This window comes from Micromonospora yongxingensis, assembly GCF_052601155.1.
Map to the genome: position 1 here is coordinate 40,258 of NZ_JBQXEO010000020.1, position 14,209 is coordinate 54,466.

General features: G+C 73.4%; 14 protein-coding genes. 6 read left to right on the forward strand and 8 right to left on the reverse strand.

All coding sequences use genetic code 11. From position 1 onward, the window contains the following. Positions 1 to 29: 29 nt before the first annotated feature. A complete protein-coding gene (locus ACTWLT_RS22580) occupies positions 30 to 521 on the forward strand; it encodes a glutathione peroxidase (RefSeq protein ID WP_445320111.1) in 492 nt (163 codons plus the stop codon). Between the two features lie 27 nt (positions 522 to 548). On the opposite strand, the gene ACTWLT_RS22585 is transcribed toward ACTWLT_RS22580, so the two are convergent. After that, positions 549 to 1,403, reverse strand: a complete 855-nt coding sequence (locus ACTWLT_RS22585) for a GNAT family N-acetyltransferase (protein ID WP_445320112.1) — start codon at positions 1,401 to 1,403, stop codon at positions 549 to 551. Between the two features lie 65 nt (positions 1,404 to 1,468). Between ACTWLT_RS22585 and ACTWLT_RS22590 the strand changes: the two genes are divergently transcribed. Beyond that, positions 1,469 to 2,176 (forward strand): NADPH-dependent F420 reductase, encoded by a 708-nt coding sequence (locus ACTWLT_RS22590; protein ID WP_510182490.1) that lies wholly within the window; start codon positions 1,469 to 1,471, stop codon positions 2,174 to 2,176. 27 nt (positions 2,177 to 2,203) lie between these two features. On the opposite strand, the gene ACTWLT_RS22595 is transcribed toward ACTWLT_RS22590, so the two are convergent. After that, positions 2,204 to 3,805 (reverse strand): glycosyltransferase 87 family protein, encoded by a 1,602-nt coding sequence (locus ACTWLT_RS22595; RefSeq protein ID WP_445320114.1) that lies wholly within the window; start codon positions 3,803 to 3,805, stop codon positions 2,204 to 2,206. A gap of 183 nt (positions 3,806 to 3,988) precedes the next feature. On the opposite strand from ACTWLT_RS22595, the gene ACTWLT_RS22600 reads away from it, so the two are divergent. Beyond that, positions 3,989 to 4,858 (forward strand): DUF4397 domain-containing protein, encoded by an 870-nt coding sequence (locus ACTWLT_RS22600; RefSeq protein WP_445320115.1) that lies wholly within the window; start codon positions 3,989 to 3,991, stop codon positions 4,856 to 4,858. Further along, complete coding sequence (locus ACTWLT_RS22605) at positions 4,855 to 5,502, forward strand: class F sortase (protein ID WP_445320116.1); 648 nt, start codon at positions 4,855 to 4,857, stop codon at positions 5,500 to 5,502. Before ACTWLT_RS22600 ends, ACTWLT_RS22605 begins: the two co-directional genes overlap by 4 nt. 109 nt (positions 5,503 to 5,611) lie before the next feature. Here ACTWLT_RS22605 and ACTWLT_RS22610 read toward each other — a convergent pair whose 3' ends face one another. The 5 genes from ACTWLT_RS22610 to ACTWLT_RS22630 all read right to left on the reverse strand — a co-directional run bounded on the left by ACTWLT_RS22610 (position 5,612) and on the right by ACTWLT_RS22630 (position 9,199). Then, complete coding sequence (locus ACTWLT_RS22610; protein ID WP_252419629.1) at positions 5,612 to 5,962, reverse strand: DUF2203 domain-containing protein; 351 nt, start codon at positions 5,960 to 5,962, stop codon at positions 5,612 to 5,614. A gap of 56 nt (positions 5,963 to 6,018) precedes the next feature. Further along, entirely contained in the window at positions 6,019 to 6,837 is an 819-nt protein-coding gene (gene proC / locus ACTWLT_RS22615; RefSeq protein ID WP_252419628.1) for a pyrroline-5-carboxylate reductase, read from the reverse strand. A 72-nt stretch (positions 6,838 to 6,909) separates the two neighbouring features. After that, positions 6,910 to 7,938: a 6-phosphofructokinase gene (locus tag ACTWLT_RS22620; protein ID WP_252419649.1), complete on the reverse strand. Its 1,029-nt coding sequence runs from the start codon at positions 7,936 to 7,938 to the stop codon at positions 6,910 to 6,912. Between the two features lie 169 nt (positions 7,939 to 8,107). Continuing rightward, the gene (locus tag ACTWLT_RS22625) at positions 8,108 to 8,611 is read right to left on the reverse strand and encodes a pyridoxamine 5'-phosphate oxidase family protein (protein ID WP_445320117.1); all 504 of its coding nucleotides are present in this window, start codon (positions 8,609 to 8,611) and stop codon (positions 8,108 to 8,110) included. A 90-nt stretch (positions 8,612 to 8,701) separates the two neighbouring features. Continuing rightward, complete coding sequence (locus tag ACTWLT_RS22630; RefSeq protein ID WP_445320173.1) at positions 8,702 to 9,199, reverse strand: polyadenylate-specific 3'-exoribonuclease AS; 498 nt, start codon at positions 9,197 to 9,199, stop codon at positions 8,702 to 8,704. A 293-nt stretch (positions 9,200 to 9,492) separates the two neighbouring features. Between ACTWLT_RS22630 and ACTWLT_RS22635 the strand changes: the two genes are divergently transcribed. After that, positions 9,493 to 10,185, forward strand: coding sequence for a Crp/Fnr family transcriptional regulator (locus ACTWLT_RS22635; protein ID WP_030337710.1), 693 nt, complete (start codon positions 9,493 to 9,495; stop codon positions 10,183 to 10,185). A gap of 85 nt (positions 10,186 to 10,270) precedes the next feature. Here ACTWLT_RS22635 and ACTWLT_RS22640 read toward each other — a convergent pair whose 3' ends face one another. Beyond that, on the reverse strand, positions 10,271 to 10,468 hold the full coding sequence (locus ACTWLT_RS22640; protein WP_445320118.1) for a hypothetical protein: 198 nt from the start codon (positions 10,466 to 10,468) through the stop codon (positions 10,271 to 10,273). A gap of 161 nt (positions 10,469 to 10,629) precedes the next feature. Between ACTWLT_RS22640 and ACTWLT_RS22645 the strand changes: the two genes are divergently transcribed. Next, positions 10,630 to 14,202 (forward strand): adenylate/guanylate cyclase domain-containing protein, encoded by a 3,573-nt coding sequence (locus tag ACTWLT_RS22645; protein WP_445320119.1) that lies wholly within the window; start codon positions 10,630 to 10,632, stop codon positions 14,200 to 14,202. The last annotated feature ends 7 nt before the right edge of the window (positions 14,203 to 14,209 follow it).

A 14,209-nucleotide genomic window follows, 5' to 3' on the forward strand; every position in this document is an offset into this window, starting at 1 on the left:
CCCTCGGGTGCGACGCGTAGCCTCGGGCCATGACCGTCTTCGACATCCCGATCGACGCCCTCAACGGCGGCCCCGCCGACCTGGCCCGCTACCGGGGCAAGGCGCTGCTGGTGGTCAACGTCGCGTCCCGCTGCGGCCTCACCCCGCAGTACGCCGGCCTGCAGGCTCTCGCGGACTCCTACGCCGACCGGGGCCTGGTGGTGCTCGGCGTGCCCTGCAACCAGTTCGCCGGGCAGGAGCCGGGCAGCGCCGCCGAGATCAGCGACTTCTGCCAGGTCAACTACGGGGTCGCCTTCCCGTTGACCGAGAAGGTCGACGTCAACGGCCCCGACCGGCACCCGCTCTACGCGGCGCTCGTGGACACCCCGGACGCCGACGGGCACACCGGGGACGTCCGGTGGAACTTCGAGAAGTTCCTGGTCGCCCCGGACGGCACGGTCGCCGCCCGGTTCGCTCCGACGGTCGAACCCACCGCCGACAACCTGCGCGCCGCCGTCGAAAAGGTGCTGCCCCCAACCTGACGGCCCCACCGCCCTCAACCGCGGTGATCACACAGCGGAGGGCGCGGGGAAGCGCCACTGGGTCGCTTCCGCCAGCGGGTGGTAGCCGAGGGTCTGGTAGATGCGGGTGCTGGTGGGATTCGCTCGGTCGGTGTAGAGGGTGCACCTGGTCGCGCCGGCGTTCAGCGCGTACTGGCTGACGTGCGCGACGCAGCCGCTGGCAAAGCCGTGTCCGCGCTGCTCGGGTAGTGTGTACACGCCGCTGACCCGGACCACGCCCGCCACCGGCCGGCTCAGCCAGGCCGTCGAGACGGGAGCGCCGGCACACTCCCAGAGCCAGAGCAGGTCCCCGTGCGGCAGGCGGGCGTCCACCTGCCCGGACAGGTCGACGGGCGGGCCGCCGGGCGCCGTCTCGACGAGGAACGCGGCGGCCCACTCGACCAGCAGGTCCCGGTCCGCGAGGGTTGCCGGGCGGGCGTGTCCGGGCACGCCGGTCGGCGGCCGGACCGCGTCCAGTTGGAAGATCCGCTGCGCGGTTCCGGGTACGGCCATCAGGCCGGCGCGTTCGGCGTACCGCTGCGCGAACTCCGCCACTGCCGGAACCGGGCCGTGCACCTCGACCAGCGGCGGCGCCGCCCGGACGAAGTGCTCGGCCAGCGCCCGCGCCGCGGGCGGCGGCACCGCACCGAGCAGCGGCCCCCGCGGCGGTGTCCACACCACCGCACCCACCGTGGCGCCGCCGTCGACAACCCGCACGAACCGTTCGTCACCGGAGAGTGGCACGTCCCCGGAGAGCCGGTCGGCGACCAGCGTGAGCAGTACGTTGTGCAGGACGGGCTCGCGGCGCAGCCAGGCGCCCGCCCTGACGGCGAAGGTCGCGAGATCCTCGACGAGACAGCGCATGCCCGGCAGTCTGCGCAGCCGGCCGACGGCGGGCAACCCGGAATAACCCACCGAGCCGGTCGGGAATGCGTCGAGGGTGGACGGAGTTGGGAACGAGCATGACAACTGTGGGACTGATCGGCAGTGGCAACATCGGCGGCACCGTGGCCCGACTGGCGGTGGCCGCCGGCTACGACGTGGTGCTGAGCAACTCGCGGGGCCCGGAGACGCTCACCGACCTGGTCAACGAGTTGGGCGCGCACGCCAGCGCCGGCACGGCACAGGACGCGGCCCAGGTCGGTGACCTCGTGGTGGTCAGCGTTCCGTTGAAGGCGTACCGGGCGGTGCCCGTGGAGCCGCTGGTCGGCAAGGTAGTCATGGACACCAACAACTACTACCCGCAGCGCGACGGGAACTTCCCGGAGCTGGACGCCGGCGAGATCACCAGCAGCGAACTGCTCCAGCAGCACCTGCCGGAGGCCCGGATCGTCAAGGTCTTCAACAACATCTACTTCAAGGGCCTGGCCGCACTCCCCCGGCCGTCCGGCGCCCCCGACCGCAGCGCTCTCGCGATCGCCGGCGACGACCCCGCCGCGAAGGCCGAGGTGACGGCCTTCCTTGATCGGATCGGCTACGACGCGGTGGACGCCGGTTCGCTCGCCGAGGGGTGGCGCTACCAGCCGGACACCCCGGCGTACGGAACGCTCTACTCCGCCTCCCCGACCGACTGGGAGCACCCGGCACCGGGCGACGCCGAGAAGCTGCGCGCCGCCCTCGCCGCCGCCACCCGCTGAACACCGCCGCCGCCCTCCAGTGACCGCCTAACGGGTGGTCGTACGGAGGGCGGCGGCGAGTTCGTCGTCGTAGCTGGCGATCGGCTGGCCGTCCGAGGAGTACGCGACGAGCCGTCCCTCGGCCATGGTCGCCGACCGGAACGAGAACGTCCGCGTACCCGGGTAGGCGGCGAGCAGCGGAATGGCCCGGGGCGCGCCGCCCGGGGCCGAGTAGTACTCCAGGCGGGTCACCCGCGGGGAGACCACACCGTTGACCCGGACCTTCGTCTTCTCGGCACGGGTGCCGAAGGTGACCGGCGCGTCGGTGGCGTAGGCGGCGCACTCGGCCGGGCCCCGGCAGACGAAGAAGTATCGCGGGTTGACCACGTCGTCGAGGGTGTACGCCTTGAAGGTGGGGTCGGCCCCGGCCGGTAGCGGCTGCACGGCGAAGAAGGCGACCGCCACCGTGGTCGTGACGCCCACCCGCAGCCAGGCCCGCCCGGCGGCCGGTCGTCTGCTCGTGCGCTGGGCGGCGACGGCGACGCCGCCGAAGCCGACGAGGCACAGCAGACACACGCCGACGGCGCGGGCGTTCTCGAAGAGGAACTGCACGCCCGGCCGCGTCGAGATCGGGCTGAGCACCGCACCCAACGAGACGACCATGGCGGCGAGCAGTGCCGCCCCGGCCGCCCGCCGGGTGACGCCGGACGCGCCGATCAGCAGCATCGCGGCGAGCACCGGCCACACCTGGTGGTGGGTCCAGGACACCGGGGACGCGGCCACGGTGGCGCAGCCGACGAGCACCGCGGCGTGCCCGGGACGGCCCTGCCGTGTCAACTGCCGGGCCCGCAGCAGCGCCGCCGCGCAGATCAGCGCGACCAGGCCGGCCCAGAGCGGGGGGAGCGTCGACTCGTCGACGCCGACGCGCAGCAGCATCCCGTGCAGGGACTGGTTGCCCAGGGAGGCGAGGTTGCCGATCCGGGACGTCTGCCGGACGGCTTCGGTCCAGTAGGTCCAGCTCTCGCCGGGCAGCACGATCGCGGCGAGCCCCGCGCAGGCCACGAACGTCGCCGCCGCGCGGCCGGCGTCGCGGTAGCGCCCGACGGCGAGGAAGTAGACCACGAACAGCAGCGGGGTCAGCTTGATCGCCGCGGCGACACCGACCAGCATCCCGCGCAGTCGGGGTGGGAGGACGCCCATGCCGTCCAGCAGCGCCATCAGCACGATGAAGATGCTGACCTGGCCGAATCGCAGGTTGCTCTGCACCGGCGCGGAGAGCATCAGCACCGTGGCCGCGACCGCCACGACGAGCGGCCGGCGGGAGCGCCGGGTGGTCAGCGCGACACCGACCGACGCGGCGATGGCGACGACCGCCGCGCACGTCGCCACCAGCCAGAAGCCTTGCAGGACGCCCTCGCTGACGGCGGTGATCGGCCCCAGCACGAGGGCGGCGAACGGCGGGTAGGTGAACGGTCCGCCGTTTTCCGCCACGTACCCGTACAGCGGCTCGCCGGCGTGCAGATCGGACAGTGCGCCGTAGTAGATGTGCAGGTCGGAGAGCCGGTCCTCGCGCCGCAGCACGAGCACACAGGACACCACCGCGACGACGACGAAGGCCGTCCACGCCAGCGCCACCCGGCGATCCCGCATCGACCGAGAATAAGGGACCTGGACGGCTGGCGGTGGCCCGTCCGCGCTCGGGTGCGGCACCCCGTCCTGGGCGGTGACAAATATTCGGCGACATCTCCCGGGACAACTTGCATAGCGGTCCCGTAGACGAGACTCTGTTCCCTGGGTTGCCAACCGCTCACCGAACGTGCTTCCGGAGGCGACATGCACACGCTCCGCACCGCACCCCGCCGGCTGCTGGCCGACACCGGCGCTCTCCTGCTCGGCACCACTCTCGCCGCCGCCGGCACGCCGATGCCGGCCGGTGCCGCGACCGGCGCGGACACCGTCGGATACGTCCGACTCGCCCACCTCTCCCCCGACACCCCGGCGGTGGACGTCTACCTGGCCGCGCCGGACGCCGCGAAGCCGCAGGTCTTCCCCGGGGTGGATTACGGCGTGGTCTCCGACTACCTGTCGTTGCCTCCCGGCCGGTACGCGGTGGCGATGCGCGAGGCCGGCGCCCCGGCCACCGACCCGCCGGTGCTCACCACCGAGGTGGCCGTGACCAGCGGCGACGCCTACACGGTGGCCGGCGTCGGCCGGCACGCCGACCTCGGCCTTCGGGTGCTCAACGACGACCTCAGCGCCCCCAGCGACGGCCGCGCCAAGGTGCGGGTGGTGCAGGCGTCGGTGCGGACCCCGGTGCTCGACGTGGCGGCCGCCGACGGCCCGACGATCGCCAACGGAGTGCAGTTCGCCACCACGACCGAATACCAGCAGGTCGAGCCGGGCAGTTGGCGTCTGCGGCTGACCGGCGCGGGCGGCCCGAGCACCGACGCCGAGGTGCGGCTGACCGGCGGCGCGGTCTACTCGCTGCTGGTGCTCGACTCCAAGCAGGGCGGGCTCACCGCCGAGCTGCGGCGCGACGCCGAGGGCGGCACTGTCGTCCCGGCCGGCGGGGTGGACACCGGCGCCGGTGGCACCGCCGGGACCGGGCTGGACGCGTACCCCCTGGTGGCCGGCGGGTTGACCGTGGCGGCCGGCGCGGTCGCCCTGCTGCTCTGGCGTCGGCGGCGGCGCACCACCTGGTGAGCGCAGGGCCGGACCTGTCGATCCGGCGGCACCGCGACCGCCGGGTGCCGCTGGCCGCGCTCGTCGCGGCCGGCGCGGCGGTCTGCCTGGCCGCCGGCACCGGGGTCGGGCTGGCCGGCACCGGCAACCCGCCGCCGGTGGCGAGCTGGCACCCCGGCTGCACCGACGGCTGCCCGTCGGTGGCCGTCGCGCCCGCGCCGCAGGGTCCACCCACCCGGGTACGCGTGCCGCGCATCGGCGTCGACTCCCCGCTCAGCGTGCTGGGCCTGGACGGCGCGGGTGCGCTGGTCCCGCCGGACGACTTCGGCGTTGCCGGCTGGTACGGCGGTGGCCCGGCCCCCGGCGACACCGGTCCGGCGGTGCTTGCCGGGCACCTGGACTCGCGGCGCGGCCCGGCGGTGTTCGCCCGGCTCGGTGAGCTGCGCCCGGGTGATCGGGTGGAGGTGTGGCGCGGCGCGCGGCGGCTGTCGTTCCGGGTGACCGGGTCGCTGCGGGTCCGCAAGGACCGCTTCCCCACGGCGGCGGTCTACGGGCCGACGCCCGGTGCGGAGCTGCGCCTGGTCACCTGCGGGGGTGACTTCGACCGGCGGAGCGGGCACTACCGGGACAACGTGGTGGTGTTCGCGGTGGCCGAAGCGACCTGATCACCTCGGTTCAAGGATGTCGTGGTGTTCGGCTCGCCGCGATGCCCCGGTTTCCGGCATCCCGAGTGGATCGTGGACTCCTGCCCGGCGGTCCGCGCCGGCAGCGGCGTCAGACCGGGCGGCGGCCGGCGAAGCCGCACTCGGCCCGGTGGTACCAGCGCACGTCGGAGTCCCCCTCCAGCCAGCACCAGAGCACGGCGCGGCCGGCCCGCTCGCCGGGAAAGTCGAGCAGCACCGGCGCGATGCCCTTGACCTGGATGTCGTGCTGGTGCAGCTCGTCGACGACGGCGTGCAGCCGGGCCTCCAGACCCTTCACCTCGGCCAACCCGCCGAGCGCGCTGACGCCGTGGTCGGCCAGGTCGACGCGCAGCTCGGCCAGGTCGGCCCGGAGCCGGATCAACTCGTCGACACGCGGCTGCAGGGTGGCCACGAGGTGCCGGGCCTGGGCGAGTGTGAACACCCGGCCAGTATGCGGCACCCGTCGGGCGGCACAGGACCCCGCGGCCCGCGACCGCCTCAGTCGGCCTGGGCGGCCAACTCCCGGGCGCGGTCCCGGGCGGCCTCCAGCGCCGCGAGCAGCGCCGCCCGTACGCCGTGCTTCTCCAGCTCACGGATGGCGGAGATGGTGGTGCCGGCCGGCGAGGTGACGGCCTCGCGCAGCTTGACGGGGTGCTCGCCGGAGTCACGCAGCATCACCGCGGAGCCGATCGCGGTCTGCACGATCAGCTCGTGCGCGACCTGCCGGGGCAGCCCCAGCAGGATCCCGGCGTCGATCATGGCCTCGACCAGCAGGTAGAAGTAGGCCGGGCCGGAGCCGGAGAGCGCGGTGACCGCGTCCTGCTGCGACTCGGGCACCCGGATCGTCTGGCCGAGGGGCTTGAACATCTCCTCGGCCAGCGCCAGGTGCGCCCCGGTGGCGTACGCGCCCGCCGAGATCGCCGTCATCGCCTCGTCGACCAGCGCCGGGGTGTTGGTCATCACCCGCACCACCGGGGTGCCCTCGGGCAGCCGGCGACTGAAGAAGCTGGTGGGAAGCCCGGCGCAGAGCGAGATGACCAGCTTGTCGGCGGGCACCTTGGGGCCGATCTCGTCGAGCAGCGTCGCCGCGTCCTGCGGCTTCACCGAGATGGCGAGCACCGCCGCCTCGTCCACGGCGGCCGCGTTGTCGACCACCCGGATGCCGTAGCGGGCGGTCAGCTCCTCGGCGCGGGCCGGTCGGCGGGCGGTGGCCAGCAGCCGGTCCACCGGCCATCCCGAGCGCAGCAGCCCGGAGAGCATCAGCTCACCGATCTTGCCCGCGCCGATCACCGCGACCGTGTGCACCCCGGCTGACATCTCGGCCGTACCCCCCTCGCATCGGGTCGCGGCGCGGCGGACCCGCAGGCCCGCCGCGCCGCCGACCGTCGATCAGCTGCCGAAGAAGACCTCGGCCTCGGCGTACCGCTCCAGCGGGACGGTCTTCAGCTCGCGGGTGGCCTCGGCCAGCGGCACCCGAACGATGTCGGTGCTCTGCATCGCGACCATCTTGCCCCAGTCGCCCTCGTTGACGGCGTCGATGGCCTGCAGGCCGAGCCGGGTGGCGAGCACCCGGTCGAAGGCCGTCGGGGTGCCACCGCGCTGGATGTGACCCAGCACCACGGTGCGGGCCTCCTTGCCGGTCTTGGCCTCCAGCTGCTCGGCCAACCACTGGCCGATGCCGCCGAGGCGGACGTGACCGAACGAGTCCAGCTCCTGGTTGGCGAGCACCATCTGGCCGTCGAGCGGCTGGGCGCCCTCGGCGACCACCACGATCGGGGCGTACTGGTGCTGGAAGCGCTTCTCGACGTAGCCGGCCACCTGGTCGACGTCGAACTGACGCTCGGGCAGCAGGATCACGTTGGCGCCACCGGCCAGGCCGGCGTGCAGGGCGATCCAGCCGGCGTGCCGGCCCATCACCTCGACGACCAGGGTGCGGTGGTGGCTCTCCGCAGTCGTGTGCAGCCGGTCGATGGCCTCCATCGCGATGTTGACCGCGGTGTCGAAGCCGAAGGTGTAGTCGGTGGCGCCCAGGTCGTTGTCGATCGTCTTCGGGACGCCGACCACGTGCACGCCCAGCTCGTAGAGCTTGGTGGCCACGCCGAGGGTGTCCTCGCCGCCGATGGCGATGAGCGCGTCCACGCCCTGCGAGGCGAGGTTGTCCTTGATCCGCTCGACGCCGTTCTCGATCTTGAACGGGTTGGTCCGGGACGAGCCGAGGATGGTGCCACCGCGGGGCAGGATGCCGCGGACGTCGGCGATACCCAGGGGCCGGGACAGACCCTCCAGCGGGCCCTTCCAACCGTCCTGGAAGCCCACGAACTCGTGACCGTAGGTGGCGACGCCCTTGCGGACCACCGCCCGGATGACCGCGTTGAGACCGGGGCAGTCGCCGCCGCCGGTGAGCACGCCGATACGCATGATCCGCTCATCCTCCTGGAGCATCAGGTAAAGCCCGATATGCCCCAGGATATGTGTCAGGTCAGACCTCGGCGCCGTTGCCGGCCCGGGGCGGGCCGTCACTGCGCACTGTAGTCGGCCTGCCTGTGCGGCGACAGCGCGCCCCGGAGCGACCCGCCACCGGTCGCGGTCAGTAGGTCACCTCGTGGTTCTCGCCGGGTTTCGGCGGCTGGCCGGTGACCGCCGCCCGGGCGAAGCCGAGCAGGTTGACCACGGTGCTGCTGGGCGAGTCCCAGTACTCGGCGGAGCTGGCGTGCACCTTGATCATCGTGAGGCCGGGGGTGTCCAGCCCGTCCGGGAACCACACCTTGAGCACCGGGCTCCACAACTGCTCGGCTCGGGACCGGTCGAACCCCTCGTTGGCCGTGCCCGAGATCGACACCCAGGAGTTGTGCCTCTGGTCGGAGAAGGCGACGTTGACCTCCGGGTTCACCCGGATCTGGCGGACCTTCGCCGAGTCGTCGTAGGCGAAGAACCACAGGTCGCCGTCGAACTCGGCCTCCTGGAGCCCCATCGGCCGGCTCACCTGCCGCCCGTCCAGGGCGATCGTGGTGAGCATGCAGATCCGCGCGGCGCGGGCCAGCTCGGTGACCCGGGCACGGGCCTCGGCCGCGGTGGTCGGCTCGTTGCTCATGGCAGTCTCCCTCGGATCGACTCGTCGAACCGATGCCCGGGACAGAACCGGTCAAACCTCCAGCGGAACGGCCGACACGGGCGCCGCCGCTCAGCGGGCCGTCATCGCCCGCCAGCGGGCCAGGTTGTGCCGGGCGTCGACCAGTGCGTCGTGCCGGGCCGCGTCCGCGTCCGGCAGGGTCGGCCGGCCACGGTCGTCCCAGAGCTGCCGCAACTCCTTGGTGAACCGCGGGATCTCCCGGGGCAGCGCCGGCATCGCACCCCAGAGCTGGGCGAGCACCACGTGGTCGTACGCGGCGTACCAGGCCCACAGCTCCAGCTGCTCCCCCGGCCGGTCCCGGACCGGTTCGACCAGGAAGTCGTACAGGTCGTCACGGATGCGTTCCCGCGAACGCCACGCCCGGTCGGCCGGCGACGGCAGCTTGTCCAGCACGTTGCGCCGGACCCAGGGCACGGCGCGGGAGTTGTCGAACTCGGTGGAGACGGCGTAGAACTCGCGGCCGTACTCGTCGACGACACCGATCGAGACGAGGTCGACGACCTGGCCGTCCTCGATGAACTCGCAGTCGTAGAAGTAGCGGTAGACCATTCCAGCCATCCTCGCCCACCACCCCGCGGCGGCGCTCGGCGGGGCCGGCGGTCGGCGCGGCCCGGGCCAGCGGGACCCGTGCCGCCGACGCGGAACCGCACCCCTGCAAAGCGGTACGCCGCAGCTCGCGACGGTCACGGAAGTGCTTCGAGGGGTGTACAGCAAGCGACCGGACCGTCATGATCTGATGTGTACCGCTACCGGACGCCGAACCGGTGTCAGTTCACCTTGTCAGGGCCAGCAGGTTCGCCCGGTGAGCGAGTTGTGGTCCTTGACCGGGGAGGGGTTGGGCCGTGGAGGTTCGCCTGCCGGAGCCGGGTGACGCGCTCACGGGTGTCGAGATGTTCGCGGGGCTGGAGCCCGAGGTGCGGCAACGGGTCATCGCCGCCGCCGTCCCGCGCACCTACCGCAAGGGGCAGTTGCTCTTCGTGGAGAACGACCCCGGCGAGTCGCTGATCGTGCTGCGTCGCGGCGCGGTGGCCGTGTTCCGCACCGCACCGACCGGTGAGCGGGCCGTGCTGTCGGTGATCCGTCCGCCGGACGTGCTCGGCGAGGTCTCCCTGCTCGACGCGTCCACCCGGTCCGCCTCGGCGGAGGCCATCGAGGACTGCGCGGCGCTCGCGCTGTCCCGGGGGGCGTTCATGGAGCTGGTGCACTCCAACCCCCGCATCCTGGACGCGGTGATGCGCTCGCTGGGCGGGCTGATCCGCCGGCTCACCGAGCAGAACGCCGACCACGTCTTCCTCGACCTGCCCGGTCGCGTGGCCAAGACGCTGGTCCGGCTGGCCGGCGAGAGCCAGGCACCGATGATCACGATCGAGCTCAACCAGAGTCAGCTCGCCGAGATGGCCGGCGGCTCCCGGCAGAGCGTCAACCAGGCGATCGGTTCGTTCGCCAGTCGTGGTTGGCTGCGCACCGAGGGGCGCCGCATCGTGGTGACCGACGTGGCCGCGCTGCGCCGGCGCGCCGGCATGAACGACCGCTGACCTCCAGCTCGACAACCCGCAACGGACACGACGAGGCCGGGTCACCTACGGGTGACCCGGCCTCGTCGTCGCGTCAGGCGCTGAATCAGACCCCGGAGCTGCCGGGACCGGCCCACTTGTCCGGGCCCTTGCCGTCGCCGCCCGGCCCGTGGGACTGCTCGATGACGATGCCCTCGGCCTGCAGGCTGGCGAGGGTGGCGGCGTCGACGTCCACCGACTCACCCGCGGAGTGGCTGACCCCGTTGCCGTCGGTCCAGTCGCTCTCCAACTTGACGTACACCATTGGCCTGTCCCCCTGTGGTCGCTGATCGAGATGTGGCCGCCTGAATCTAATGCGTCAACCCCTCGGTGGACTGTCCACAAGCCAACAGCCCGGTACCTGACAGCCGCGCCGGCGGTGATACTTCCACTGACGGGACGCCGTGGGCGTCGGCCGGTTCGCCAGTGGAGGGTGTCATCGCCGCGCAGTGTGGGCGCTGTGGACGTACGGCCGCCGACGGCGACCGCTTCTGCGGTGGCTGCGGCGCCGAGTTGGGTGCGGTCTGTCCGCACTGCCTGCGGCCGCTCGCCTCCGACGTCACCTTCTGCACGTCGTGCGGGTCGCCCCGCCCCGGCGCCGACCGACCGGCCGCCGTCAGCCCCCAGGAGGACCGCCGCCGGGTGAGCGTGCTCTTCGTCGACCTGATCGACTTCACCCCGTACGTCGAGCGGGCCGATCCCGAGCAGGTCCGCGGCATGCAGACCGGTTTCTTCTCCGCCGCCCGACGGGTCGTCGGGCAGTACGGCGGCGTGGTGGAGAAGTACATCGGCGACGCGGTGATGGCGCTGTTCGGCGCGCCGATCGCCACCGAGACCGACGCGCTGCGCTGCGTACGGGCCGGGCTGGAGCTGCAACGGGTGCTCACCCGGTTCGCACCGACCGGCAGCACCGAGCTGCGGTTCCGGGTCGGGGTCGCCACCGGTGAGGCGCTGGTCGACGTGGCCGCCGCCCGCGACGGCGGGCAGGCGATCGTCGCCGGCGACGTGGTGAACACGGCCTCCCGGATGCAGTCGGTCGCGCCGCCGGGTGGGGTGCTGGTGTGCGGCACCACGCACGCGCTGACCAAGGACGCGATCCGCTACGAGGAGCAGCCGCCGGTCACCCTGCGCGGCCGGTCGTCGCCGACCGAGGTGTGGCTCGCCCTGTCCCCGCTGCGCCGCCAGCCCACCGACCAGGAGCCGGACACCACGCCCCTGGTCGACCGGGAACACGAGCTGGGCATGCTGGTCAACGCCCTGCACCGGTCGCTGCGCGACCGGCTGCCGCAGGTGGTGACCATCTTCGGCCGGGCCGGCATCGGCAAGAGCCGGCTGCTGCGGGAGCTCCACCGGCACACCGGTCGGCTGGTCGACGAGCCGCTGACCTGGCGGACGGGACGCTGCCCGCCGTTCGGGGAGAACGTCACGTTCGCCGCGCTGGCCGACATCGTCAAGTCCGAGGCCGGAATCCTGGACACCGACCCGGCCAGCAGCGCGGCGCAACGGTTGGCCGCGGCCGTCGGCGAGCTGATCGGCCCGGGTGAGCGGGCCCGGGTGGTGGACGCGCTCCGGCCGCTGGTCGGGCTGCCCGGCACACCGCTGCCCGCCGAGGAGGCGGAGTCGGCGTGGCGGCGCTTCCTGCTGGCGCTGGCCGCCCGCCGCCCCACCGTGCTGGTCTTCGAGGACCTGCACTGGGCCGACGACGCCATGCTGCGCTTCGTGGAGCTGCTCGGCGCGGCGGCCCGCGAGGTGCCGCTGCTGCTGCTCTGCACCGCCCGTCCCGAGCTGGTCGACCGGGACCCGAGCTGGGCCGGCACCATCACCGGCTCGGTGACCATCACCCTGCCGCCGCTGCGCGACACCGGCATCGCCGCGTTGTACGCGCACATGTTCGGCCAGGCCGCGTTCTCCGCCGACATGCTGAGCCCGCTGATCGAGGTGGCCGGCGGCAACCCGCTCTACGCCCACGAGTACGTCCGGATGCTGATCGAGCAGGGCGCGCTGCGCCAGTCCGGACGGGGCTGGTCGCTGGACAAGCAGCTTGAGCTGAGCATGCCGGAGAGCGTGCACGCGGTGATCGCCAACCGGGTGGACCTGCTGGATGCCAAGGACCGCGCCGTGCTGCTGGCCGCCTCGGTGGTCGGGGTGCAGTTCTGGCCGGGCGCGGTGGCCGCCGCTCTCGGGCAGCCGGTCGAGTCGGTCGAGCGTTCGCTGCGCCGGTTGGAGCAGCGCGACTTCGTGCATGAGCAGGCGGCGTCGACCATGGCCGGGCAGGCGGAGTTCCGGTTCCGGCACGTGCTGGTGCGCGACGTCTGCTACCAGCGGTTGCCGCGCACCGAGCGGGTGGCCCGGCACGAGCGGGCCGCCGACTGGCTCGACGCGTTGTCCCACAGCCGCGACACCGACCTGGCCGAGGTGCTCGCCCACCACCGCTGGGCGGCCCACGAGATCGCCCGGTCGCTTGGCATGCAGGTCCGCCGGTACGCCGGGCCGGCGCGGCGGGCGCTGCACCGGGCGGCCCGCCGGGCGTACGCCCTGCACGGGCTGGAGGCCGCGGCCAGCCACGCCGGCCGGGCGCTCGGCCTGGCCGACGACAGTGACCCGGTGGGCCGGCTCCAGCTGGAGCTGCTGAGCACCGAGATCTCGTTCTACCGGGACGGCAACGAGTTCCTCTCCGGCGGTGGCCCGGAGCAGGTGCACGCGCTCGCCGACCGGCTGCTGGCGCACGGCGACGACGCCTGCGCCGCCCGCGCGTGGACGCTGCTGGGCCAGGCCGCCTGGCTGCGCGCCGACCGGCGCGACGCGTTGGCCTGCCTGGACCGCGCGGTGCAGTTGTTCGAGCCGCTGCCGGACACCCCTCAGAAGGCGGACGCGTACGCCGAGCTGGGCCGCCTGCACATGCTCAACTACGAGGGGGACCCGGCCGTGGCGGCGGCGGACACCGCGGCGGAGATCGCCGAGCGGCTGGGTCTGACCGAGACGCGCACCAACGCCCGGATCACCGCGGCCACCGCCCGCTACCAGTCGGGCGACCGGGTGGGCCTGGACGAGCTGCACGCGATCGTCGAGTTCAGCCGCACCGGTCAACTGCTGGCGCTGCCCCGGGCGACGCAGAACCTCGCGTGGGCGATCCGGGAGGAGGGCGACTGGCTGCGCTCCGACGCCCTGCTCTCGGCCGCGCCGGCCCGCACCGCCAGCGGGCAGACCCTGACCACCAGCTACTCCGCCGAGGCGATGCGGGCCTGGTTCGAGGGCGACTTCGGCCGGCTGCTCGCCGCGGCGGAGGCGTTCGTGGACACCCCGACCGGCAGTTGGGACATGCAGGTGCGGGGCCTTCGCTCCTGCCTGCTGGTGTTGCGCGGCCACCCGGTCCCGCCGGCCGGGAACGCCGCCGCCGGGCGACCGGCCGGTCCCGGGCACCACGACGACGTCGCCGCGGCGCTGCACACGGCGCGCAGCAGCGGGTTCCACCGGTTGCACTGGACGATGCTCGGCATGGCCGCGCTGTGCCGGGCGTTGCAGGGCCACGAGGCGGAAGCGGCAGAGCTGATCGACGAGCTGGACGCCTCCTGGTCGGCGGTGCCGGCCCTGGCCAGCGGGGAGTGGATCGCGGCGGCGGCGTACGCGGCGAGCCTCGCGGGCCGGGAGGCGGCGGTGCGGGTGCGCACGATGCTCGACCGTGTCGGGCACCGTACGCCCTGGTCGGAGGCGGCGCTGCGGACGGTGACCGCCGCGGTGGCCGCCGCCGACGGCGACCACCAGCGGGCCGCCGAGCTGCACCTGGCCGGAGCCGAGATCTACGGCCGGATACCGGACATCTCCGACCAGATCCTGGCGCTGGCGTTCGCCGCGGCGGAACTGAAACGCGCCGGCGACCGCATCGGCCTCCAGGGCGTGCTGGCCGACGTCCGGGTGTTCGCCGCGCGCAACGGGGCTCCGGGCCTGCTCACCCTCGCCGGTTTCCCGACCGCCGCGGCCTCCCCCACTCTCGCCTCCTGACCGTTGC